Consider the following 24,446-nt stretch of genomic DNA (forward strand, 5'->3'; position numbering starts at 1 on the left):
TCAAAACCGGGTTGGTGTATACGGTGCTAGATCGATATTCGGGATGCGATCCGAGACGATATCCGCCACTAGCTCGCCGGTTTTCGGGGCCATCATCAGCCCGTAATGAGAATGCCCGAACGCTGCACAGAGTCCCTCTTGGTCTTTTACTTGCCCGATTGCGGGCAAGCTGTCCGGGAATGACGGGCGCCGACCCATCCAAAACCGCGCCTCACCTGTATCAAGCTCGGGCATCATGGCCTTGGCCTGTTGGGACAGGATTTGCTTCTTCCGTGGGTCAGCGGGTGCATCGGCGCTGCCGAATTCAGCCGTACCGGCGACCCTAAGCCCCCCAAGCATCGAACTTGCGACCACCTTTGCATCCACATCCATGACCGAGTTGTTCAGTTCGACCGCAGGGGTTGGGAATTCGACATGATAGCCCCTTTCGGCCACGAGAGGCATAGGCAATCCCAATGGTTTCAACAGGTCGGCAGACCATACGCCTGCCGCAAGAACAACATGGCTGGCGGTTAGCGTATCCTGCGCAGTTGCAATCTGCCAACCACCCTCTTCTGCGGGGGTAAGCTTGGTGACTTCGGTTTGCACAATTTCAGCACCTTGCACTCGCGCCTTTTCGGCCAAAACCGCTCCCACACGTCCCGGAGCGGTTACACGCGCTTGCCCTTTGATCACGATCGCACCTTTGAACGCTTCGGACATAGCGGGCTCCAATCGGCGCAGTTCGTCTCCGTCGACGCGTTCCAGATCGCCGCCTTTTTCTCGGCGGATAAGATATCCAAGCCCGTCCAGATCAGCCTGTTCTGGTCGGCGAAAGGCGTGGATGTAATAGCTATCGGTGATCAGGTTCTCGTGCCCGGTACCATGTAAATGACGCCGGTACAGATCGACGGAGGGGCGACAAAGAACCTCCATTGCGTCCGAGACTTCGCGAACAGTTTTTTCTCCTGAGTTTCCGAGAAATCGCAACCCCCAAGGAATCATTTTGGGCCAGAAGCTGGGCCTGACTGACAGCGCGCTCTTTGGGTCAAGCAGCATTTTGGGCAGCATTTTCCAGATACCGGGCATTGCTTGCGGAATGATCGACCAAGGCGAAACCACACCAGCATTCCCGAACGAGGTTTCCTGACCCGGCTCACCTCGATCGATCAGCCGAACCTGAATGCCCCGTTCCTGCAGCGACAAAGCGCAACAGATGCCGACGATTCCTGCGCCGATGATGGTCACTTGTTCTGTCATCAGTTCAGGCCGGAGATTGACTGCGGTTGCGCGCGATCAATTGGGTGACGATGACAGGCGAGGCAACGGCCAGCGCGATCAGGTCTGCCGTCAGGCTGGGCGCGACAAAGATAATCCCCGCAAGGGCCATCAGAATCCGCGCCGCAACATTCATCGGTTTCAGCCAGTAGCCCACAACCGCAGCCGACAGGGCGATGACCCCGGCGATACAGCTGGCGGCGGTGTAAGTGAACTCCCAGAAATTGAAGCCGGTTGAGGATACGAACAGCAGAACTGGCGCATATACGAAAGCCATCGGCGCAATCACCTTGCCCAATCCAAGAGTGAATGCCGACAGGCCAGTGCGGAACGGATTCGAGTTGGCAATTGCAGCAGCCGCGTAGGCCGACGTACAGACCGGGGGTGTGATTTCTGACACCACGCCGTAATAGAGCACGAACAGGTGGCTGGCGATGGGAGGAACGCCGAGCTGCGCCAAAGCAGGCTGTGCGACCGATACCAGCATGATGTACAACGCTGTGGTCGGGATACCTGCGCCCATCAGGATACAGACGATGGCTATGAAGACCAGTGAGATGAACAGCTGCAGGTCTTCCATGGCAAACAGCTGGAAGCTGCCGAACGAGATCATGTTGTAAATATCTGAAGCCAGATTGCCCGCGCCCTGTGTCACCATGAAGCCAATGCGAAAGCCGATGCCAGTGGTGTTGATCACTCCGACCACGATGCCAACCGCAGCCGCTGCGGCACCAACGGCCAGCGAGTACTTCACGCCCAGTTCGACCGCCTGCAGCATCTCGGGCACTTCAATCCGTTTCTGTGGATTCAGCGTGGCAATAACCGACAGGCCACAAAGGATTGCGGTCATCGTCAGGTCGAACCCGCCATCCGAAAATTTCCAAAGCACAAAAGCCAGGAAAGCCGCGGCATAGACCAGCGTTGGCGGCTGTTTGATCCGCGACATGCCCGCGATGACCGCCAGAGAAATACCGCAAAAAGCGGACATGAATGGCGTGTAGCCCGTAAACAGCACCACCAGCAGGCCGATCAGTGGCACGATATTGGCCCAGCCTTCCGCCCAGACGGCTTTGAGTTGCGGCAGTTGCTCTTTCGCCAGACCCTTCAGGTTCAGCTTGCGTGCCATCAAGTGCACCACAGCGAAGACGCCGACATAGTGCAGAATTGCCGGGAAGATCGCTGCGATCACAATGGTGGTGTACGGAACCTCAAGGAACTCGGCCATGATGAAGGCCGCAGCGCCCATGATCGGCGGAGTAATCTGGCCGCCGGCCGAAGACGCAGCCTCAACCCCGCCCGCAAAATGGCCCGGGTATCCGAGGCGCTTCATATTGGGGATAGTCAATGCTCCGGTCGATACGGTGTTGGCCACCGATGAGCCCGAGATCGTGCCAAAGAAAGCTGAGGACACGACTGATACCTTTGCTGGACCGCCAGTATAACGGCCCGCAAGTATAGTCGCGTTGTCGATGAACAGCTGCCCCAGACCGGTGCGTTGCGCGATGACGCCGAACAAAACAAAGTGAAAGACGATAGTCGAAACCACCCAGAGCGTGACGCCGTAGATACCTTCCTGCGGAAAATACATCGACGATACGAAGGTTTTGAAATTCACGCCGGGATGCTGCAGCAGTCCGGGGAAGTACGGCCCAAGCAGGGCGTATGAGATGAAAACACAGATGATAAGGGGCAGCACCCAGCCCAGCGTGCGCCGCGCAATGTCCAGCACCAAAAGGATGATGACGACGCCCAGAAATACATCATAGTTGTTGGGGTTGCCCATCCGGAACGTCTGTTCCTCGATCCCAAGGAACGGAATGCCGCGCCAGGCTATGCCAACATAGAGCGCGGCAATGATGCCAAGCGCCATGAAAACCAGATCATAGAGCGGGATGTTACCGATGCGGAACCGGCTGACCTTAAGGGCATAAAGGCTTTTGGCCCCGACAATCGGGATTGTGGCGTAGACCAGAATGAACAGCAGGGCGAGGTAGATGCCCATGTGCCAGTGGTCTGCGGGCAGGCCGAATCCGGCTGTGAAGAATTCGTAGAACGCTAAAATCAGGGCCACAACACGGAGAACTTTTCCAGCGGTGGGCGTCACCTTTCGGACGGCGGCACCTTCATCGAACTGTTCCTCGATGGCCGCTAGTTCCTCAGCCGTCAATTCGTGGTCATCAAGTTTCTGGGTCTCGGACATGATGGCCTCCCGATTTCGCATAGTTCCAGTGTGCGGTGCCCCACATAGGGGCACCGACGATACGGTTCAGTTTGTTGCGTTTACTGAAGAAGTCCGGCTTCTTTGTAGAACTTCTCGGCACCCGGATGCAGTGGAACACCCAGCGCCTCTACACCATCCAGCGCGGTATCGGGCGTGATCTGCTTACCCTTGGCATGGCCGTTGTCCAGTAGCTTGCGGGTGTTGTCGTTCCACAGGGCTTTGGTCAGCTGATAGACCAGATCTTCCGACAGATCCGAGGACACAACCAGCATAGCACTGACCGCAGGGGTCTTGGTTTCCGCATCTATGCCTTCATAGACACCACCCGGAATAGCCGAAGGGATATAGGCCGGAATGATCTCGTTGATCTTGGCCAGATCTTCATCGCTGAACGAATGCAGGTTCATGCCTTTGGTCGACGACAGTTGTACCATCGCGGCAACTGGCCAGCCCGCAGCGTAGAAATAGGCGTCTAACTGACCGTCAGCCAAACGCTCGGCGCTTTGACTGTTGTTCAGTTCGGCTTCATCCATATTGTCGCGATTCACGCCCCAGGCGTCGAGCATCTGCAAAACTGCAACCTGCGTACCCGATCCGGCCTGTGCGATACCGACGCGTTTGCCTTCCAGATCGCCCAGGTCGTTGATCGTCTGACCAGCGGGCAGTACGAGATGCAGATCCTCGGGGAACAGATTTGCAACGATGCGGAGGTTGGGATGAGGTTTACCCTCGAACTTGCCTTCACCCAGATACATCGATCGGGTCACATCAGCCGCGGCCAGACCGGCCTCAAGCTCACCATTCTGCACGGCGGCGTTGTTGAATACAGACGCTGTTGTGGATTGCGCAATCGCGATCAGCCCCGGAACGCCACATTGGCCGCCTTCTTCACATGGACGCGATCCCGGAGGGGCGGAAATTCCGTTGGCGATGGTGCCGCCGATGGGGAAGTAGGTTCCGCCTGCGCCACCGGTCCCGATGCGGAAGAATGTTGGATCCTGCGCCAGCGCAGGGGCGGCAAGCGCGCCTGCCAAGGCCAGTCCAGTCAAACATTTCACGAATTTCATAATCATCTCCGTTGTTGGATCGCTGGATTCGGTTTTCCCGAATTCGATCTCCTCAGCGTAGAGACGATTCGCATAAATGCAAATTTTTTATACTTCACAAAACTAAGGTTTTATTTATACATTAACCATGAACCTTATGCAGCTCACAGTGTTTCGCGAAGTGATGGAGACCGGCTCTATCTCGCAAACTGCCAAGAAACTGAATCGCACTCAGCCGGCGATTAGCCTTGCGTTGAAAAACTTGGAAAAAACGCTGGGACTGACCCTGTTTGAACGCAAGGGAAGACGCCTGGTTCCGGTTCCTGAAGCGCACTACCTTCTGGCCGAAACCACAGGCATTCTGGACCGTCTCGCCACCATCTCCAGCACAATGGAAGGGTTGATCAAAGGGCATGCAGGCAGCCTGAACATCGCAACGATGCCTGGCCCGTCCGCCTTTTTGTTCCCGCGTTTCATCAGCCAGTCGGTCGGAGAAAACCCCGATATTCGCATCACTCTTTCCACCCGCAGTTCACCTCAGATTATGGAGCTTGCAGGGACCCAGAACATCGACTTCGGATTTGCTGATTTCGAACATTCAGCGGGCAAAGAACCGCAGTACTCTGCCGAACTAATCAAAGCAGATTGCTTCTGTGCCATTGACCGCACCCACCCACTTGCTTCGCGTAAGAGCCTGACACTGTCTGATCTGAACGATACGCCCATGGGCGGCTTGCATGCGTCACACCCATTCCAGCGCAAAATCCGGCAGGAATTCGAGGAGGTCGGTGCTGAGTACAATCCGACAGTGACCTGCCAGTATTTTCAGCCGCTCATCCCCTTCGTCAGCTCCGGGCAATGTTGCAGCATCGTTGATCCGCTGACCGTCGTGACCGAGCAAGAATTGAACCTGTCCGACGGAAAGGTCGCTTTTTTGCCATTCAAGAAACCGCTCAGATATGAATACGCGATCCTTGAACCCAACCACCGGCCGCCGTCTCAACTGGCTTTAAAGATCAAAGCTGGATGGAAAGCCGAGGTCTTAAAAATGTTGGAAGACGTGAAGGCGAATCCTCACACAGAATGGATTTTCCAGGCCGGGCGTGAGTAATACTGATCGGCCCCAATGAGTTGATCTCTTGATCGCTCGAAGCGATTTACAGCGTCAAGTTGATTTGAGAAGATCGACGGCTGGTCGGAATTCACTGATTTAGCGTAACGCAGTTTTCGGTCGGCACCGATGACGCACCAACCATCGAGTATTCATACGAATTGTTTCAAAGGAGCGTTTCAACCGTTTCAGATGGCTCAACAATTACCCCTTTTGGACACAATTTTGTCCCAAAATAAAATGTAATTGCACTCAATAGTTATCAATGTGGCATGATCATGATGCTTGTCGTCCAAATACCGGCGCTTAACGAGGAGGAAACCCTTGCCGAAGCGATCGCGGCAATTCCCCGATCGATTCCTGGCGTTAGTAAAGTTGAAGTACTGGTCATCGACGACGGCTCCACCGATCGGACCGTTGAAGTCGCCTGGAATGCCAAAGCTGATCACGTTCTGGAAATGAGCAGCCATGTCGGCCTCGCCCGTGCGTTCAGTGCCGGCATCGAGTATGCACTTTCATTGGGCGCGGATGTGATCGTCAACACCGATGCAGACAATCAGTATTGTGCTGACGACATTCCGGCCCTGATTGATCCGATACTGAAGCGTAAGGCACAAATCGTGGTCGGCGCTCGCCCGATCAGAGAGATCGAGGGCTTCTCGCCGTTGAAGAAAACCCTTCAACGGCTGGGCAGTTGGGTCGTGCGACTGGCTAGCAAGTCAGAAATCCCTGATGCGCCCAGCGGATTTCGCGCCTATTCCCGAGATGCCGCTGCCCGACTCTGTGTTGTCAACACTTATACCTACACTCTGGAAACCATCATTCAGGCCGGACGCAAACATATCCCGATGACCTCGGTGCCTGTTCGGGTCAACAAGGTAACACGCCCGTCTCGTCTGTTCAGAGGTATCGGAGAGTATGTCACCCGCTCCGCAAGAACTATTCTGCGCGTTTTTGTGATCTATGCACCATTGAAGTTCTTCCTGACGCTTTCGGCAGTATTCGCCTTGCCTGGCTTAATCGGGGTTGGGCGATTTCTCTATTATTACGCGACAGACGGGGGGGCCGGGCATGTTCAGTCGCTGGTTCTGTCCGGTGTGCTGCTGGCAATGGCCACGATACTGTTCGCCGTTGGTATCCTGGCCGATCTTATCGCCACCAACCGTAGTCTGCTGGAAGACATCCGGGCCCGAGAGTTGCTGCGCGCGCCGATTAGACCTACTGAAGTAGTTTCCCTCGACCCGGTCAGGGCGGTAGAGAATGGATAATCCGGCGCTAGGCGATCAGCGAAACGCCGGATTGGTAGGGGCTATCACTCTTGATCGAGTGGTACGTGCGAGCATTGTCGTTGTCTTCGTGTTTATGCTGGTGCTGGCGTATACTCACAATGTGAATTGGGACGAATTCTATTTCCTGTCACATGTCCATGCCTTCCTCGACGGTCGATTGGACCGTCCAATGCAGACCTTCTTCGTGCATGGTTTCACATGGCTCGATGCGCTGCCGGGTCATGAGATGGAACAGATATTTGCAGCCCGGCTTGTGATGGTTGCATGCGTTGGGCTGACCACAATTTCTGTGCACCGTATCGCCCTGTGTTTTACCGAACAGCGATTTGCCGATATCGCTGCTCTGGGTTTCCTGACTTCGGGCTACGTTTTGGCCTATGGCGCCAGTTTCCGCGCCGATCCCATTGCTGCGGCATTACTGACTTCTTCGATTGCAATCTTGCTGACCACGCGCCTGTCTGTCTGGCAAACACTGGCGGCAGCGCTTCTGAGCGCTCTAGCCGTACTGGTTACGATCAAATCGGCACTCTATCTGCCCGCATTTCTGGCCGTGCTGATATGGAGGATCGAAGATCGAATAGCGGTACGGCGCATCATTATCACGGGTATCTTGGCGGCTGGCATTTGCGTGTCATTCTACCTCTGGCATGCGTCTGGCCTCCGCGTCGCCGAAGACAACCAGACGGCAAACAATGCAAAGGACGCGCTGAATACGACGCTGTTGAAAAGCGGCATATTCCCACGATCAACTGAATTCATGAGTTGGGCTATGCTCAGTCTCCCACAGATCATTCTTGTGGGGATCGGACTGTGTGCCGGTCGGAATGCTCGGCGGGTTCTGTTGATTGCGCTCTTTGCTGCACCGCTCCTCTCGGTGGTGATCTATCGCAATGCCTTTGTCTATTTTTACCCCTTCGCTACCCCACTCCTGATGGTAGCCGTCGCGATCGGAGCACAGAGGCTTGGATCATCACGACGCTCGGCACAACTGGTGATGGTGATGCTTGCGGGGCTTTTTGTCCAGGCAGCCCTAGCACTGCAAGATCGTGCAGGAAACCAACGCGCCACTATTGCGGAAATTCATCGCCTGTTCCCAGATCCGGTCGCCTATATTGATGACAGCCACATGATCGCAAGTTTCCCGAATCCTGGTTTCTTCATGTCAGGCTGGGGCGTTACACGCTATCAGGCGGCGGGCCAGCCCGTATTTGCCAAAATCATCGTAGAACAGCAGCCGCCTCTACTTATCGCCAACAAAACTGCTCTGACGCTGACGATGGACCCAAGTTCGGCCAATGGAGCCGAGCCTGTGCTGTTGCCTGAGGACCACAAGATATTACGCGAGTCATATGTGCACTATTCGGGATCGATCTGGCTTGCCGGAGGATCAGTGACGCTGACCGGCGAACCGGTTGAATTGGCACTTCCGTTCCCCGGGAGGTATCGAGTCGAGACCAGCCAGCCAGTACAGATTGACACAAGTGCCGTCGCATCTGGAGACATTCTCAGCATTGGGGCTGAGGCAGTAACAATCAACGGACCGAAAGGTGTTGCTGTCAGGCTGATCTGGGATACTGGTGTGGCGCCGGTCGCACCAGAAAGCTTGGATCGAGAGGTTTATACCGGCTTCCGGGTGCTTTCGCTATGAATGCCGATACGCCTCTTTCCCCTCGGGTGGTCAGCACCACTTCGATACCATCTGAGCCCGGCAACAAGCGGGTGATTTTTTGGGGAACATATGATCTTAGCAAACCGCGTACTCGAATTCTCCGAACTGGATTGCAAGAACTCGGCGTAGAAGTAATTGAAATCCACGCAGAGATTTGGCCCAAACACGCGGATAAAAGCCAGTTGAACGTGGCTGTGATGATCCGAGTGTTGTTCAGCGCGTTCTTGGCCTATCCGCTTCTGATCCTGCATTATTTGCGTGCGCCTCGTCATGACGCAGTGATGGTTCCCTATCTTGGCGCGCTCGATACATTGGTGTTGTGGCCCTTTGCCCTGCTACGTCGGCGGCAGATCACCTGGGACATGTTCCTTTCGCTTTACGACACTGTCGTTAACGATCGAAGTATGGTTGGAGCCAAGTCACTGCCGAGCCAGATGCTTTGGGTCACTGAATGGCTGGCCTGTCGGGCAGCGCATCATGTCTTGCTCGATACGAAGGCGCATGCCGAGCATATTGCACGGATCTTCAATTTGCCTGAATCCAGGATTGGAGCAGTGCCGGTGGGAGCTGAGCCGGGATCCTTCCAGCGTCTGCCTCCTCCTGTGCGCCACGACGGTCCCACTAGAGTGTTGTTTTACGGACAGCTCATCCCGCTGCATGGGCTTAAAACGATATTGACGGCAGCTACCTCGGATCGAGGTCGCGATATCAATTGGCACCTGATTGGCACCGGGCAAGAGCGCCTATTGCTCGAGACAGCTCTGGTTGATGCGGAGCATAATCATATCTCCTGGCAGAAGTGGGTTCCCTATGAGGAACTGACCGAGGCAATTTCAAATGCCGACATCTGCCTCGGCATTTTTGGCGCTTCTGGCAAGGCTGCGTCAGTGGTGCCGAACAAGGTTTATCAGGCGCTGTTGTCAGGGCGTTCAGTGATCACCCGAAGCTCACCTGCCATGATCGAAACATTCGGCACCGAAGCTCTCGGGGTGAAGCTTATCCCTCATTCAAATCCCGAAGCGCTGCTGGATGCCATCGCTGAATTGAGGCACGAGGGCTATCCGGTAATGCCTGAAGACAAACTGAAAATGGCCCAGCCGCATGAGATTGCGCGGACTCTTTGCGGATACTTGTTTCATTGTGCACCTCAAGCCGGATAAAACTGTGGTCGACATGACTGATACCGCCATTAATTCCGCAGAGCATAGTGCTTCTGCCATCTATCACAGGCACTTTGGCCCGGCCCTGCCGCAATCCAATTGGGTGCCCGCGCCGCGGTATCTTCTAAGGCGTGATCGGGTTATGCGGCATCTCAAAAATCTGATGCCTTGCAGAGTGCTTGACATCGGGTGCGGACCGGCTGCGCTATTGTCAGAACTGGCAGAACAGGGTTTTGAAGCTTATGGCGTAGATCGTTCGCAGCAAGCCCTTGAACTGGCAGATAAGCTCAACACTCAAGCCAGCCCTATGACACTCTTGGCCGAGCTTGACCCGGATTGGAAAAACTCCTTCGACCTGATCATGTCATTTGAAGTGATTGAGCACTTGGAGCAAGATATTGAGGCCATGAGAGAATGGCAAACTTATCTGAAACCCGGTGGAACAATGATCTTGTCGACGCCTGCGCACCCATCCCGCTGGAATGCTGCCGACGTTTGGGCAGGGCATGTTCGACGCTACAGTAAAGAACTTTTAGTACATTCGGTTCAGGACGCCGGCTTCACCGTCGAAACTGTTGAGTGCTACGGTTTTCCTTTGGCCAATATCATGGAGTATTGGCGTGCTCGGGCCTATGGGCAGACATTGGAAACCAACGCCAAATCGGGTAAAACAGCGAACGACCTTACCAACGAAAGCGGTAGCGATCGTTCCATTGAGCGGCGCTTCTGGCCTGTGTTTTCTTCCATACCCGCAGTCACGGTCATGCGGCTTTTTTTCCAGCTACAACGCCCGTTCCTTAACACCGAATTTGGAAACGGCTTTCTTGTAGTGGCGCGCAAAACATAAGAAGATGGCGACCGTCCTGCGCTATATCGGCACCGCTGCTACCCTGATCTTCATCGGAATCATTCTGGTTCGACACGCGGGAGACATCGCTGTGCTCGACCTCGGGTCAGGCCGCGCCCGTTATGCACTGCTAGGTGGGTTTACCCTTTATGTGCTGTCGCAGCTCGTAGGTGCCGTCGCTTGGGGGGTGACGCTAAACATCTATGACATTGCCCTACCGCGCACACGCGCTGAAAGTCAGTTAATGGTATCGCAGATCGGGAAATACATCCCCGGCAATGTTGCCCACCTTTTGGGACGTTTCGCCCTCGCAAGGAGTGATGGAGTGCCATCCGCAATTATTGCGTCATCTCTGTTGCTCGAGATCGGTTTTCTGCTCGCCAGCGGTGCTCTGGTCGTCGGAATTGTGCTCCTGACCATGCCCGATCTTGTCGCCGCAGTAATTGCAGACCTTCCAGGATCCTGGCTCGATGGACAGACGACAATCATCTTCTTCGGAATTCTGGCCTGCATAGTGATTGGCCAGATTGTGATTTGGCGCAAAGCGGGAAAACCGAAACTTACATTTTCAAAATGCCTGATCCTATTGTTTCTGCATAGCTTCAACTTTTTGATGCTGGGTTTGTCACTTTGGTGTGTCGCACGGGCGATCTACCCTCAGGGTGGTGCCGGTATATTGCAATGCATCGCAATCTTTTCGACAGCCTGGGTCATCGGTTTTCTGATGCCAGGCGCACCCGGTGGTATCGGTATTCGAGACGGAATTATTGCTCTCGGACTTGGCCTTTTCACTGATCAGGGAGTCGGTCTAAGCGCTGCGATCGCGCATCGCGCGATCTCGGTTCTGGGGGATGTAGCTGTGTTTGGGCTTGGCGTAACCCTGCGCCGATATCTAAGCAGTGGTGAGCACGAAGCTGTATAGGCTTATTAATTTGGATCGGGTCAGCCAGATAACTTGAATCGGAGTCTATCGTATCTGAAGGTCGCCATGCGCTGCCTCAGGCGCTAGGGTGCCGTCTTCTATTCGTTTCCAAACATAGTGCGACTTCTGGTGCGTACTACATTCCTTGAGCGCACCCAGCATCGCCCAAAGCCAGGGTTGAGGTCGTTCAAATTTGACCCAAACCTATCGTGAGTTTTCAGCAGGCAACCGATCAATGTGCTTTTTCTCAACATCGTTCGAGAGGGTCGCGTTCAATCGCCACTCACCTAACGGGATGACCGGCTTGTTTGCGGCCTGTGCATCAGGTTCAAAAGTAACAACAATGGTTTCACGCTTGTCACTTTCATCAAGATCAAGCTGGATCATGAGCCGTGTAACGCCTGAATTCGGATTCTGCATCGCACATTCAGAATTGAATGCCGTTTCGCAAGGATTGGCTGAAAGTTGAGAGAAGGTGGCGTTTGGCGGCGACAGTATGCGTGCGGTTAGTTCTTTCCCATCCTGGCGCAATGTGGCCTTGGAGCCATCAACTGTTAACTGCGCTTCGGTATGCATTGCCCACGCCACCCGCCCCCGTTGATCAGGGCTAATTTCATCCTGAACCAACACTGTCGTTCCGTCGACAAGAGCTATGCCTCGTCTGACCGTTCCCTTGGGCTTTCCATAGGCGTCTGAAAGATCGGCGATTGCAAAATCGAAACCTGGAAACTGCGCCAACTCCTCAACATGCGCCCGCCCCGTTTCGATTTGATTTGCCATGTCAAAGGTCAGTGTATTCTGCCCGATCGTGGCGGTTCGATAATAGTCAAAACGTTTGTCAGTAAAGTAGCCGGGCAATTGGTAATTTCCGAGCCCAAGATCCACCCCCCAACGTACACCGTCGGCTTCAAGCACAAAGGTGCCCGCATCAAGGTCATTGTGATGGCTGCTAAGCGGCCCAGCCTTGAGGCCGATATAGCTGGCCTTAGGGTCATTCCAACCAGACCGCATGGTTACGATCCCAAGCCCTCCAGACCAATAGGATGTTGATCGGGCAGTGATTGGTTCACTATTGCTTCGCTGCTGCCAGATCAGCTCGAATGCAGGATGGGAAGACCGCATTTTGCTATTCATTTTAATGTCGTAGCCCGGGCGATTGAACCGCGACGCCAACCAGGTCAACACAACAAGGTCAGTGCTTGTATCGCTGTCTCCAAAGTTAAACAGCATGCCAGTTGGCCCAGATGCATGGATCAGGAACTCCCCAAAATCCTCCAACCCTACCATTCTAGAGAGATCAAAATCATGCCCGAGGACGGAAACAAGCGCATCAAACGCCACCGCCGCGTCCCGGGCGGACAAAGCCCCGTACATCGGTCCTTCTGGCCATGCACCATCCGGAGCAAACATTGCCAACCCATTTCTAAGTGAAACCTGCGCTTGCTCAATAATATGATCAGCCAGTTCCGGTTCTGTTTCTGACACAACCAGAGCAGCGACGATCATTCCTGCATTGCAAACGATGTTCCAGTTGAAGGAAGCAACGGGCCAGGCGATATCTGCGGTAGCCGTCCCATCAGGAAGCGATGCGGGAACAGACACTGGGTTCACCCAGCGTTGGGGGGCGATCCAACCCTTGTCATAATAATGCGTATCCAGATCGTAGATTTTGGCGGCTTCTTTCAACCCCTTCTCGACAAGTGCCGATCGAATGATTTGATGATCCTCTTCGTCCAGATTGTCACTAATCCAACTGTATCCGAGCGACACCGCCAATGTGACACGGCTTAATCCCAGAAAGTGTGCGGGCTGCCATGTCTCCAGTTCCGAAAATTGCAAGAGTTCGGTTCTGGCGCGATCGGCATAGCGACTGTCACCGGTCAATCGCCAAGCCAAAGCCAGTGTGGTGAGGCGTTCGACCGGACGTTGTCCAAATCCACGAAAAGCTTCGTGAAGCTGACCATCTCCATTCCGAACTGCCTCAACAATAGTAGGCGACTGCAAATGCGCTTCTGCACTCTCAATCAATGCCTGATAGTCAGCCGCGAACACCTGATCGGCTGCGCGCTGTGTTTCTATGCGCTGGACGATCTCATCCGTTAGAACGACTTGCGGCACTGAGTTTTGGGACAAAGCGCTTGTAGCGCAAAAACAAGCGAAGGACAAAACGAACAAAAAGAAGGCTTTAATCGGATTCACACTTCTAACGGTCGCGATCATGGATTTCTTCCGCACTGGAAACGCCTGCAACCCGACTCTGCAGCGGTGGCCAAATTCTGTCAAAGACATCCGATTAGTTTGGCTTAGCAAATTGATATGCTAAACGCTCCGTCCGGCAGCCTATTGGAGTAATGTTTAAGTAGAGCCGGAAGGACAAACGATAAGAAAGCCAGCCACGAGAACCTAGCGCAAGCGATCCGAGCATTAATATTATGGTCGCATGGTTTGATCACGGAACCGAACCGGAAACGAGGCCAGCGCCCATCGATTTTCATGTGTTTGTTTTCGTTCCCGGCCTAGCGCAGACCGGGAACCACTTATTGGAGTGCCTCAGGCGATGGACATGCCGAGCGCTTCAAGTTGGTCTGTCAGGGCGCTTTCTGCTTCGGCAACACTGTTCCAGTCATCAGCCGTCAGGTTGCCAAGATCCAGACCCTCGGCCTGAACATCCTGAAGTGTAACGGTATGGCCGCCATTTCCGACAACTTCAAAGATAAGATCGCCATCAATTTCGGTGACCGACACATCGCTTTCGCTCAAAGCGTTGAAATCGATGATATCTTCATCGGCATTAAAACTGATAATCTGGGTCTTTACCCCCCAGTTCCAGGTAAGCTCTGCCACATCCGCTTCAGCGCCGAAGGTCACAACTCCTGGGGTTTGGCTGTTTCCGGGTTCGTTGGTTCCACTACCGATTTCTGGTTGGGTCGATCCCCCTGTCAGATCTCCGACCCGTGTCTGATAACCGTCTGTCGTCGCCCCGACAGGAGCCTGTGGGGTCAGCAGTATGGTGCGAGCAACCAACGTCACATCGTTCTGGTCAAAGCCAAATGGTACCTCGAGATTGTCTTCCATCACCTGATCAAAATGGAATTCGACCAGACCCGGGATCAGGTCAGCCTTGGTCACGCCGGTCAGCGTGATGCTTTGTCCGGTCGGCAAGGATGAGATCACCAGACCATCGCCACTGTCCTCGACGCTAAGCCGCTCGCGGGTTCCGAAATACAGAAAGCTGATCTTCATCGTTGAAGGATCAAAACCGTCAATAACTTCGTGCACGCCATATTCGTGGCTGCGAACATAGACTGTGTCAGCATCGCGAGGTCCTACGCCCTGCTCCCAACTAAGAACGCCGCCCATATCCTGACGGAGGTGTTCGTTGCCGACCACACCAAAGCTGTCGATGGTCACGTCCTGGAAGGTGACACCTTGCACGATTTGCGCCGCGTCCGACCATGGGCTGTCGATAACAATCTCGCCGGCCTTGGATTTGGTGACGATCATGCCGTGAACCGACGTACCGCCAAAGTCCAACTCGTCCACACCGGGGCGGAATCCGGTTATGTCGTCAGCGTTGCTATCGGCCCGGTATTTCACCCCGCCCGTGTCTGTATTGCCGGTGATCGCGGGCGGGTTTGACCCGTCTGCATCATAACTGAGGTCATAGCCCTCTCCGTCTCCCGGCGAGACGATAACTTGCCCCAAAGCTGTGGACACTTCGTTCAACACCGTCTGATCCGTGATAGAGAAATTGCTGAGCGAAAGATCGGACAGGCCAAAGCCAGTGAATACGATCTGCTTGGTTACATTGCCCGAGGTCAGCTCAATTCTAACGGTCTGCCCCAGAGCGTCCCCACTCTCTTCGAAAATCGAGAAGTTATCAGCCCCAATGTCCGGTCCGATTTCAATGACATCTCCCATCGCGGGCAGGAAGCCTTCGACCGTCTGTGCCTCGCTGGCAAGGCCCAGCATGACGTGCATATGTTGGTGGCTATGGCCACCGCCACCACCATCTCCGCCACCATTGCCACCGCTGGTCGGCATTGAACCATCAGTGCCTATCAGCCCAAGCACTTCAGCTGCGGCGGTATTGTCCAGAATAGTGAAGTTTGCCGGGCTCAGCTCAGCAAGTGTCACACCGCTGAGGGTCGTGGACTGGTTGTTGGACGGGATCGAGAACACAACCGCGCCATCAACCTCGGCAACCTCCAACGCGTCTGCACCGACCCATGCGATGAAGATCGTATCGGTCGTAGGGTCGAAATCCGGGATCGTTGCATTCGTGCCCCAAGCCCAGTTAATCACCACATCCGCAGTATCTTCTGTGGTGTCAGCAGTCCCGTTGCCGGTCGGTTCCGTGGGTTCCGGATGTATAACCGGTGGGACAACGGGCGGCGACGTATTCCCGTTATCGGTGCCGCCATTTGTATCCGTGGGCAAGACACCGTCGGTGTATACCTTGATAGCGTCTTCGATACTCGGCGCGTCATAACCGCCGAATTGCGAGACATACCGCAGGATCGAAGTACCGTATTCATCGGTGGATACACTTCCACCCTGAAGCAGAGCCAACGTGCCCCATGCCCCCCGCAGGTGCGCGGCGGCCATTATGCCAGTAAGACTGAGCGTGACAGAGACGGCCTGGCCATTTTCCAGATAAGTGCGTGTCGTGCCGAGATAGTCGGACAGGCTCTCTCCCTGATAGCCCAGCCCGGTTTCGATGACTTGAAGATTGTAGCCAAAAGCTTCTTGAATCGCGCGCTCCTGCGCTTCGGCGGTTGTGAACTCTGCCAGCGAATTCACCCCGTTCTTACCGGTCCATGTGCCATCCCAGGTGTTCGAAGCCGCGCCCTTCCCATAATAGACATCATCGGTGTAATACCCGAGGTCAATTAACAGCGCCTCGCCGAACTGATATCCAACAAAACCAAGCGAGTTCATCGAGCGATAGGACATCGCGTCCCATTCATCACTGCTTAGATCAGACCAGCTGGAATAGCTTGGATAGAAGTCGGCAACGGCCCCTCCCGCCCATTGGTTCAGCTGCCAATCCTGAATGATTCCTGCGTCGTATCGATCTCGATCCCAACCAGATTCAAATGCACGCAAAGCGTCGCGAAATTCTTCATATGTTCCATTACTCATCTTGAAACAGACTCCCATCTTGTCGTTGTTTCAGCCCAAGTATTTCGGCTTTATTAGCCCGATGAATTCAGGCCCAACTTGCGTAACAAGTCAGAAGTTCAGGACACGTTAAGAGTTCATTAACGAATTAATCTGAGCGGATGCGGGCCTAGGCCAACCTTTTGATGCGCTAAAAAACGCTGTAGGTCAGTGGGTTATGGCGGGGTTTGAGCAAAAGATCGGTGTAGTTGCGCGAGTCTTCGCCAAATTTGGAATGTCGCAATAATTAACTTTGCATTATTGCCAGATCGAACTGTTAAGAAAGCCTCAGCCGATCCAGACCGGCTGAGGCGTTTTTTTTGTTATCAGGCGATGATCAGAGACCCCAATCCTGTGATTGCTGAGCCGTCAGCTCGCTGATGTGCTGCATGACATCGAAATGCTCATCAACACCCTGTACGCTGATCACCTTTTGGCCATTTGCCGTGACCCAGTGAGTGCTGGAACGCCATTCGATCTGAAGTTGATCCAGAGACGAGATCCCGAACCCTTCCAGATCGATAACAATCGAGTCGTCAGCCTCAAAATCCCGGATCACCTGACCTCCATACTGGCTGCCCGGGCCGGTGATGACAAAAGTATCGCTGCCTTCGCCACCGAACATATTGGCAAACCCGGCTTCTGAAGACTGGTCTGCATCAAGGATGATGACGTCGTCGCCGTCTCCACCATTTGCATTGGTGATCATCGCGCCTTTGCGGATCACGATGGTGTCATTGCCGTCGCCGCCGTTCAGAGTAGCGAACTGATTGAGCGCACCGCCAACAATGTAGTCATCACCAGCACCACCATTCAGGGTCAATCCACCGCTGCCGGTATCGCCAACCATATAGTCCCAGCTATCGGTGCCATCTACGGTGGTGATCTCTTCGCCCACCTCGGCATCAATCCGGTTGCCGTACTTCTCGAACCACTCCAGCGTGTTTGCGCCAAAGGGCGGTTCATAGACAACCTGATAACCGCCTTTGTCGTCGCCAACCAGGCTGCGCAGGTCGATGTAGGACGGGTCAAAACCGTTTCCGTCATCGTCATAGCGCACGATGATCTCGTCTGTCAGCTTGTTGAACAGCACGATCTGGCCGTTTTCGATGCGGTGATCCAGATCAAACCAACCGGTCATCCCATAAGCGTCTAGATCGATCTCGATCCGATCGCCTTCATTGGCATCGAAATCGGTGATCGTGTTCTCGCCGCCGTTCAGAATGAAGGTGTCAGCTCCTCCGTTACCGGTCAGCACGTCTTTGCCATCACCCGAGGTGAAGACGTTATCGCCGTCGTCGCCGATGATCACATCATCATGGTCGCTGCCATAGATGTTCTCGACGCTCCAGAGCAGATCATAGCCTTCCTTGTCGCGAATCTCGTCATTGAGATCGAACGGATTGGCGCTGTTGCCATGCCAGGCCCAGTAATACTCACCGCTGGCATCTTCCGCCTTGTTGTTCATGTCGACATAGATGCCGCTCAGGCTGTCACCATACCAGGCCGTGTCATTGCCTTCTCCACCATACAGCTTATTAAAGCCGCCACCGCCAGCCATGATATCGTCACCGCCAAAGCCGTAGAGAACATCATTGCCGTCATTGCGGATTTCGGCCTCGTTTCCGCCGTGGGTATCGCGCTCGGACGTATAGGCTTGCAGAACGTCGTTGTGGTTTGTTCCCAACTGACGATCCTCGTCATGAAAGCCGACCATCGAAACACCGCCGAACGCCCCGAATGTGACGAACTTGCTGGTTCCAAGACCTGCAAGGTCTTCACTACTCAGGCCAAGGTCGATCTTTTGGCCCAAGCCATAATGCGCACCATCCGGCCCCGTGATCAGAGCGGTTTCTTTCAACCGTTGAATGAAGGCATCTGTGTTCTGCTGCGAGATACTTGTTGCGCCCGGAAAGATGTTCGACGCCTCATCCCAATAGAAGGTTGTAATCACCTTGAACTTGTTGTCGGCCGGATCAAGCGCAACCAGATCGAATGCCGCGCCATCAACGATCGATGCCTGCAGGTCCAGCGTTACTGGCCCCTCCACGTTGACTGGTACAATGATCTTGTCTTCAAGCGGGTTGAAGTCGAGGATCTCGACCAGAGACACCTTCGGCGGGTTGACGGTTTCGACAACCTGCTCCTCTGTCTTGAACATGTTCTTGATCCCGTCGATCAGGCCTCTGGCAAGGTTGATGAACAGCTTCGCGCCTGGCAGCATCTTGGCGAGTGCCAGATTACCTGCCTCTTCCAGCCACTCTTCGCCCAGACCATTCGATTGGTTATGGTTGGGATCATGAGTTGTTGGTTCAGGCACAGAGCCAATAACGAACGTGTCGGCCCCTTTTCCACCGTAAAGCGTGTCGGCAGAGGTTTCGTCGATATGCCCGGTAAACAGGACATCATCACCGTCACCGCCGACAAGAAGGTCGTTACCAGTACCACCGTACAGTTTGTCGCCTTCATTCCCGGCAATCAGGATGTCATCGCCTTCGCCGCCAACAAGGATGTTCTTGCCTCCGCCGCCAATGATCTTGTCGTTGCCGGATTCGCCGAACAGCTGATCATCACCTTCACCTCCATCGATGTAGTCGTGGCCACCGCCACCATAGATGACATCATTACCGCCATCACCGAACAACTGGTCGTTCCCACGGTAGGCGATGATGATGTCATCTCCGTCACCGCCCGAGATATTGTCCCGATGATGATAGTTGGAATAGTAATTCTTGATCGAGGTGCCGCCATCATAGTTATCCCAGTTTTCGGGGTTCCAACCGTGGATGACGTTATCCCCGTCATTCCCTTCGATACGGGTGTAAAGATATGTCCCCTTGCTTTGCCCACTTGAGAGACGGTGCATCAGGTTTTCAAAGCTCACCTCACCATCGGCCATATTGTATTCACCACGGGCTTTGACATCGCGGCCGACATAGGTGCCGCTGGTGTCATGCAGATGGGTCCCATATTTATCCCACCAACCGCTGTGGCCATCGCCAGGTGATTTACCACCGGTCCAGACGGGAATATCAGGTTTGTTGCTGGCTACAGTCTCGTCGTCCGAGGCTGAATCTTCCCAGACGTAGTCCTGCAATTCGCTGCTTTCTTCCGACAGCAGACTAACCGGCGGGATCACGATAGGATCGTCATCCGTTTCACCAAGACCAACCGATATGTTGAGCGTGCTCGCCGAGTTGGGCTGGAATTTTGATTTGCTAACATGTTTCATGTCTTTCCTCCTGTTTCCTGGATGGTCGACACCCGAGGTTCGGGCCCATACGCATCACAGATCATAGGAAAGATGTGGTTTTTCAGGCTGTTGATCTCAACAGGCGAAAGCCAATTAAGTTGTTACAAAGTATGACAAAAATGGAATCCACGGCCTGAGAAAACCAGCAATCCGGCTGGCGCCTGTTTCAGGCCCCAGCCGGTGAGTTTGGTTTTCCCTTTGTTTGCCCGGGCGTCAGTTTCAACAGGAACTAAGACGCCCGGATTTTGGTTGTGCAGCGATAGATGATCGCTGAGTTTTCGCCCCACTTAGGCGACCATATCGACAAAGAAGCTGTCGGTCGGAACGGGGGTTCCGCAGATGTCTTCGCCGCCTGCAGTCGGTACGATCTCGCACAGCGGCGGAGGCGCCATTTCCGTCAGGTCATACTCATCCTCCGGTACTTCGGTGCCGCATTTGGGCAGCGGCAGGATCGGGGGTACAGCGATGACGTCATCACCCTGATCCAGAACGATCGGATCAAAGGGCAGCGGGTTCACTGCAACCAGATCTTCACCGTCCTGTGGCACTTCGGTGCCGCAACGGGGATCAGGCATGATCGGCGAAACTGCGGTCACATCGTCACCTTCACCAGCAGGAACCGCACCATAAGGCAGCGGGGCTACTGCGATCAGGTCTTCACCATCCTGCGGAACCTCGGTACCACACCGGGGGTCAGGCATGATCGGGGAAACTGCGGTGACGTCGTCACCTTCACCGGCAGGAACCGCACCAAAAGGCAGCGGGTTCACGGCAACCAGATCTTCGATGGGATCGGCAACCAGCGGATTAATCGGCAACGGATTTACAGCCACCAGGTCTTCACCATCGTTTGGCACCTCGGTTCCGCACTTTGGAAAAGGCTGAATCGGGGGCACGGCGATGACATCGTCGTTGGCTTTCTCGAAGCTCGTAGCGGTTACATGTTTCATTGTATTTCTCCTTGTTACACACTTTGTTTAGCACCCAAAAAATCTTAGAAACTTCCTCCTCGGGTATAACAAAAAGGTGGTTATCCGACCCCTTCATTACAACGCGAAAAAGGGGGCTAAATTGTTACAAAGTATGACAAAAATAGGCTCTCAAGCCGGGCATCATCTCTTTTCAGACAGGACGCGCTTCCAAGATGTGGACCAGCACCCGCTCAGGTACCACCTTCGCCCCTCCTCGCCTTCAGGATCGAAAAAACCAGCGCCATTTCTGGCGCTGGTTTTAGCTGTTTCTTCCTATTGGGCAGCTCACATCATGCGGTCGATCAGACCTCCCGGAACGTGGTCCGGATTTGTTTACTGAGAGGATCAAGAAGGTACTGGAACAAGGTACGTTCGCCGGTTTCGATGAAGACGTCAGCCGGCATACCCGGCAGCAGGCTCAACTGGCGGTCAGACAAAAGTCCGACAGCCTCCTCGCTTAGTGCAACCCGCGCCTCGTAGTAGGGTAAGCCAGTCATCTGATCTGTTTTCAAATCAGCCGAGACAAACTCAACGTGCCCATCCAACCGAGGGGCAACATGTTGATCGAACGCCCCGATCATCACGCTCGCAGCCTGGCCCAAGGCGACATTGTTGATGTCCTGTGGCATGACACTAGCGGTCACCACCAACCCGTCATCCTCGGGCACGATCTGCATCAGCGTTTCGCCCGGAGACACCACGCCGCCGATTGTATGCACACCCAACTCGTGCACGATGCCATCCGCCGGAGCCCGAAGGTCAACCCGCGCCAGCTGCAACGCGGCCGCGCTCCGACGTTCTTTCAAGCCATCCAGCTCGACCTCCAGCGAGGAGATCTCGTTCATCACCTGCTCGCGGAAAGTCTTTTCCAGTTGCAGGATATGGATACGCGTCTCGCTGATACGACCACGGGCGACTGCGATCCGAGAGGTCAGGCCGCCACTATTACCGACAAGACTGCTTCTTTGACGCTGCAAAGTCGTCACCCGGGTACCAGGCACTAAACCCTTTTCAAAGAGCTGCGTCAGACCCTCCAATTCGCTGTCGATCAGTTTGATCTCTTCTTCGGAAGCTTCGCGCTGCGCCTCCAGGCCCACAATTTCCTGCCCTGCCTGTTCGATTTTCTCTTCCAAGGCCGCGACCTCACCATCCTGCGACAGACGACGTGCTTCCATCACCGCGCGCTGCGTTGCGAGTGCGCGGTCAACTTTGTCTTCGTCTTTTCGGGCCGCAAGCTCCTCGGACAGTACGAGATCGTCCAGACCATCGCGCTCGGCCGTCAGACGAACTAACTGCGCTTCAAGCGCCACGAGCCTGTCATCGACCAAGGCTTGGCTGCCTGACAACAGCTGATCATCAAGTGTCAGAACAACATCGCCAGCCTCAACCCTATCTCCGTTTTTGACGTGAATCGCGCCGACAATACCTCCGTCGGGATGTTGCACAGCTCTGAGGTCGGACGAGACCACCACACTACCAGCCGTCACGACCGCCCCGGACATCGGGGCTTTCATCGCCCAACCACCGATTCCTATGGCGAGCACAGCAATTGCGACCAGACCAAAGCCGATGGATTGGGCAGAACAATCCCTAAACCCTTTGTTGTTCGTGTTGGAATTCTTGTTGGTATTCATGACTTCCTCCATTCATTCTGTTTACAGCGCCGGCCTGGGTCAGCCCGTGGCGGCAACGATTTCTGTTTGTTGGGGTTGTTCGACGGTCTTCTGTTCAGCGGCAGGCTGTGCAGCTCCGGCGGCGGCCTGATTGCGTTGACGCAACCGCTCCATCACTTCTGTACGAGGACCAAAATCTCCGGCGCGACCGTCTTCCATAATCAGAATCTTGTCGACTGAACCCAGCACGCTCGCCCGGTGCGCGATGACGATCACAATCGCCCCGCGTGCCTTGGCGGCGAGAATGGCATGGTTCAGTGCAGCCTCGCCCACGGCATCCAGATTGGAATTGGGCTCATCCAGAACCACCAGAAATGGATCACCATAAAGCGCGCGCGCAAGGGCAACACGCTGTCGCTGACCACCGGACAAGGCCGCGCCACGCTCGCCAACCGAGGTGGCATAGCCGTCTTTGAAGCTAGCGATCAGTTCGTGAACACCCGCTGCCTTGGCGGCGGCAATCACCAACTCGTCCGTCGCCTCGGGATCAAAACGCGCGATATTCTGGGCGATCATTCCGTCAAAGAGCTCAACATCCTGCGGCAGAAAGCCGATCTGGGGGCCAAGCTCCTCAGGCAGGTACTGGTCGATCGGCACACCGTCGAGACTGATGCTGCCTTTGGCCGCCGACCATGCACCAACAAGTGTGCGCGCCAAGGTTGATTTTCCGCTGCCGGTCGTTCCAATCACAGCCAGTGCCTCGCCTGCTTTCATATCGAAACCAACACCTTTGAGAACAGCGGCAGTGGCCATCGGAGGGGCAGCGATCAGGCCGTCAACGGTCAGCGACTTCTGTGCCTTGGGCATGGAAATACGACGGTCAGCTTCGTCACCAGAAAGAGTTTGCTTCAGCTGAGCCCATGCTTGCCGGGCAGCAACCAGATTGCGCCAACTACCGACCAGAGTCTCGATAGGCTGCAAGCCACGGGACATGATGACCGATGCCGCAACGATTGAGCCAGCCGATATATGTCCATGGATGGCAAGATAAGCGGCGACCGCAAGAACGGCGGACTGAAGTGCCAGGCGGAACACCTTGGTAAAGCTACCAGACACTCCGACAGTAGTGGCCGCCTTAGCACTCGCACCAAGGTGGAGATCATTCACATCTTGCCAGGTCTTGCCCAGATTGGACTGCATCCCCATCGCGCGAACCATTTCGGCATTCCGGCGGCCGGCTTCTGCCAGACGATTGCGCTTGGCTGAATGCTCAGACTGAACGCACGCGGCAGCGCGGACCTTGATATCCGTAACGATGGCAATGGCAACCAATGCCAGCGCGCCAATTACACCGACCATACCCAGCCACATGTGCATGGCAAAAACCAATCCCAGATAGACCGGGATCCACGGCAGATCGAACAAAGCTCCGGCACCCTGACCCGACAGGAAACCGCGAATTTTTTCGACATCTTGAATTGCCGCCGCAGGGTTGCCACCCGGACGGTTTCGCGACGGCTCGGACAAAGTGCAATCAAACGCTGTTCGGGTGAGCCTTTGTTCAAAGCGATGCCCCATGGCAACCAGCACACGGGTCCGCGCGCCGTCAATCAAGGCCATGAACAAGTACAGACCGGCGACAAGTGTGCTGAGCGCGACAAGCGTATTCACGCTTTGGCTAGACATCACGCGATCATAGATCTGAAGCATGAAAATCGGCCCTGTCAGCATCAATAGGTTCACAGCACCGCTGAAAACGCCGGTGGCAATCAGATTGCCCTTCAGCGCGCGCCGGGCGCTGGCAAGTTGTGGATGAACGGATGAATGCTTTGACATAGCTGGCTCCCAATAAAAACTCTGTGGGTGATACTTGGAGACCAGCCGCCGATGCCCCAAGGGCTTGTCACACTTTGATTCAATTGAC

15 protein-coding genes are annotated in these 24,446 nt (G+C 54.7%); 6 read left to right on the forward strand and 9 right to left on the reverse strand.

Going from position 1 to position 24,446, the window contains the following annotated elements:
- The 3 genes from ACR0BI_RS09940 to ACR0BI_RS09950 all read right to left on the reverse strand — a co-directional run bounded on the left by ACR0BI_RS09940 (window position 1) and on the right by ACR0BI_RS09950 (window position 4,545).
- Window positions 1-1,239 carry an NAD(P)/FAD-dependent oxidoreductase gene (locus ACR0BI_RS09940; protein WP_480562205.1) on the reverse strand — a complete coding sequence of 413 codons (1,239 nt, stop codon included), beginning with the start codon at window positions 1,237-1,239 and terminating at the stop codon, window positions 1-3.
- A 4-nt stretch (window positions 1,240-1,243) separates the two neighbouring features.
- On the reverse strand, window positions 1,244-3,457 hold the full coding sequence (locus ACR0BI_RS09945; RefSeq protein WP_170596462.1) for a TRAP transporter fused permease subunit: 2,214 nt from the start codon (window positions 3,455-3,457) through the stop codon (window positions 1,244-1,246).
- 80 nt (window positions 3,458-3,537) lie between these two features.
- A complete protein-coding gene (locus tag ACR0BI_RS09950) occupies window positions 3,538-4,545 on the reverse strand; it encodes a TAXI family TRAP transporter solute-binding subunit (RefSeq protein ID WP_170394045.1) in 1,008 nt (335 codons plus the stop codon).
- Window positions 4,546-4,672: 127 nt separating this feature from the next.
- On the opposite strand from ACR0BI_RS09950, the gene ACR0BI_RS09955 reads away from it, so the two are divergent.
- From ACR0BI_RS09955 to ACR0BI_RS09980, 6 genes are all read left to right on the forward strand, one after another.
- The gene (locus ACR0BI_RS09955) at window positions 4,673-5,635 is read left to right on the forward strand and encodes a LysR family transcriptional regulator (protein WP_170511772.1); all 963 of its coding nucleotides are present in this window, start codon (window positions 4,673-4,675) and stop codon (window positions 5,633-5,635) included.
- Window positions 5,636-5,916: 281 nt separating this feature from the next.
- The gene (locus ACR0BI_RS09960; protein ID WP_480878594.1) at window positions 5,917-6,903 is read left to right on the forward strand and encodes a glycosyltransferase family 2 protein; all 987 of its coding nucleotides are present in this window, start codon (window positions 5,917-5,919) and stop codon (window positions 6,901-6,903) included.
- A complete protein-coding gene (locus ACR0BI_RS09965) occupies window positions 6,896-8,572 on the forward strand; it encodes a glycosyltransferase family protein (protein WP_170646853.1) in 1,677 nt (558 codons plus the stop codon). Before ACR0BI_RS09960 ends, ACR0BI_RS09965 begins: the two co-directional genes overlap by 8 nt.
- The gene (locus ACR0BI_RS09970; protein ID WP_480878597.1) at window positions 8,569-9,753 is read left to right on the forward strand and encodes a glycosyltransferase; all 1,185 of its coding nucleotides are present in this window, start codon (window positions 8,569-8,571) and stop codon (window positions 9,751-9,753) included. Before ACR0BI_RS09965 ends, ACR0BI_RS09970 begins: the two co-directional genes overlap by 4 nt.
- A gap of 13 nt (window positions 9,754-9,766) precedes the next feature.
- The gene (locus ACR0BI_RS09975; RefSeq protein ID WP_170646851.1) at window positions 9,767-10,600 is read left to right on the forward strand and encodes a class I SAM-dependent methyltransferase; all 834 of its coding nucleotides are present in this window, start codon (window positions 9,767-9,769) and stop codon (window positions 10,598-10,600) included.
- Window positions 10,601-10,604: 4 nt separating this feature from the next.
- Complete coding sequence (locus ACR0BI_RS09980; protein WP_480562197.1) at window positions 10,605-11,522, forward strand: hypothetical protein; 918 nt, start codon at window positions 10,605-10,607, stop codon at window positions 11,520-11,522.
- A gap of 204 nt (window positions 11,523-11,726) precedes the next feature.
- On the opposite strand, the gene ACR0BI_RS09985 is transcribed toward ACR0BI_RS09980, so the two are convergent.
- The 6 genes from ACR0BI_RS09985 to ACR0BI_RS10010 all read right to left on the reverse strand — a co-directional run bounded on the left by ACR0BI_RS09985 (window position 11,727) and on the right by ACR0BI_RS10010 (window position 24,358).
- On the reverse strand, window positions 11,727-13,208 hold the full coding sequence (locus tag ACR0BI_RS09985; protein ID WP_480562196.1) for a heparinase II/III domain-containing protein: 1,482 nt from the start codon (window positions 13,206-13,208) through the stop codon (window positions 11,727-11,729).
- A gap of 864 nt (window positions 13,209-14,072) precedes the next feature.
- Window positions 14,073-16,667 carry a hypothetical protein gene (locus ACR0BI_RS09990; RefSeq protein ID WP_480562192.1) on the reverse strand — a complete coding sequence of 865 codons (2,595 nt, stop codon included), beginning with the start codon at window positions 16,665-16,667 and terminating at the stop codon, window positions 14,073-14,075.
- 355 nt (window positions 16,668-17,022) lie between these two features.
- The gene (locus ACR0BI_RS09995; RefSeq protein WP_480562190.1) at window positions 17,023-19,917 is read right to left on the reverse strand and encodes a calcium-binding protein; all 2,895 of its coding nucleotides are present in this window, start codon (window positions 19,915-19,917) and stop codon (window positions 17,023-17,025) included.
- 308 nt (window positions 19,918-20,225) lie between these two features.
- Window positions 20,226-20,888, reverse strand: coding sequence for a hypothetical protein (locus tag ACR0BI_RS10000; protein WP_480562188.1), 663 nt, complete (start codon window positions 20,886-20,888; stop codon window positions 20,226-20,228).
- A gap of 323 nt (window positions 20,889-21,211) precedes the next feature.
- The gene (locus ACR0BI_RS10005) at window positions 21,212-22,543 is read right to left on the reverse strand and encodes an HlyD family type I secretion periplasmic adaptor subunit (protein ID WP_480562186.1); all 1,332 of its coding nucleotides are present in this window, start codon (window positions 22,541-22,543) and stop codon (window positions 21,212-21,214) included.
- A gap of 39 nt (window positions 22,544-22,582) precedes the next feature.
- The gene (locus ACR0BI_RS10010) at window positions 22,583-24,358 is read right to left on the reverse strand and encodes a type I secretion system permease/ATPase (protein ID WP_480562184.1); all 1,776 of its coding nucleotides are present in this window, start codon (window positions 24,356-24,358) and stop codon (window positions 22,583-22,585) included.
- Window positions 24,359-24,446: the final 88 nt, after the last annotated feature.

This window comes from Ruegeria sp. E5 (genome assembly GCF_056534105.1).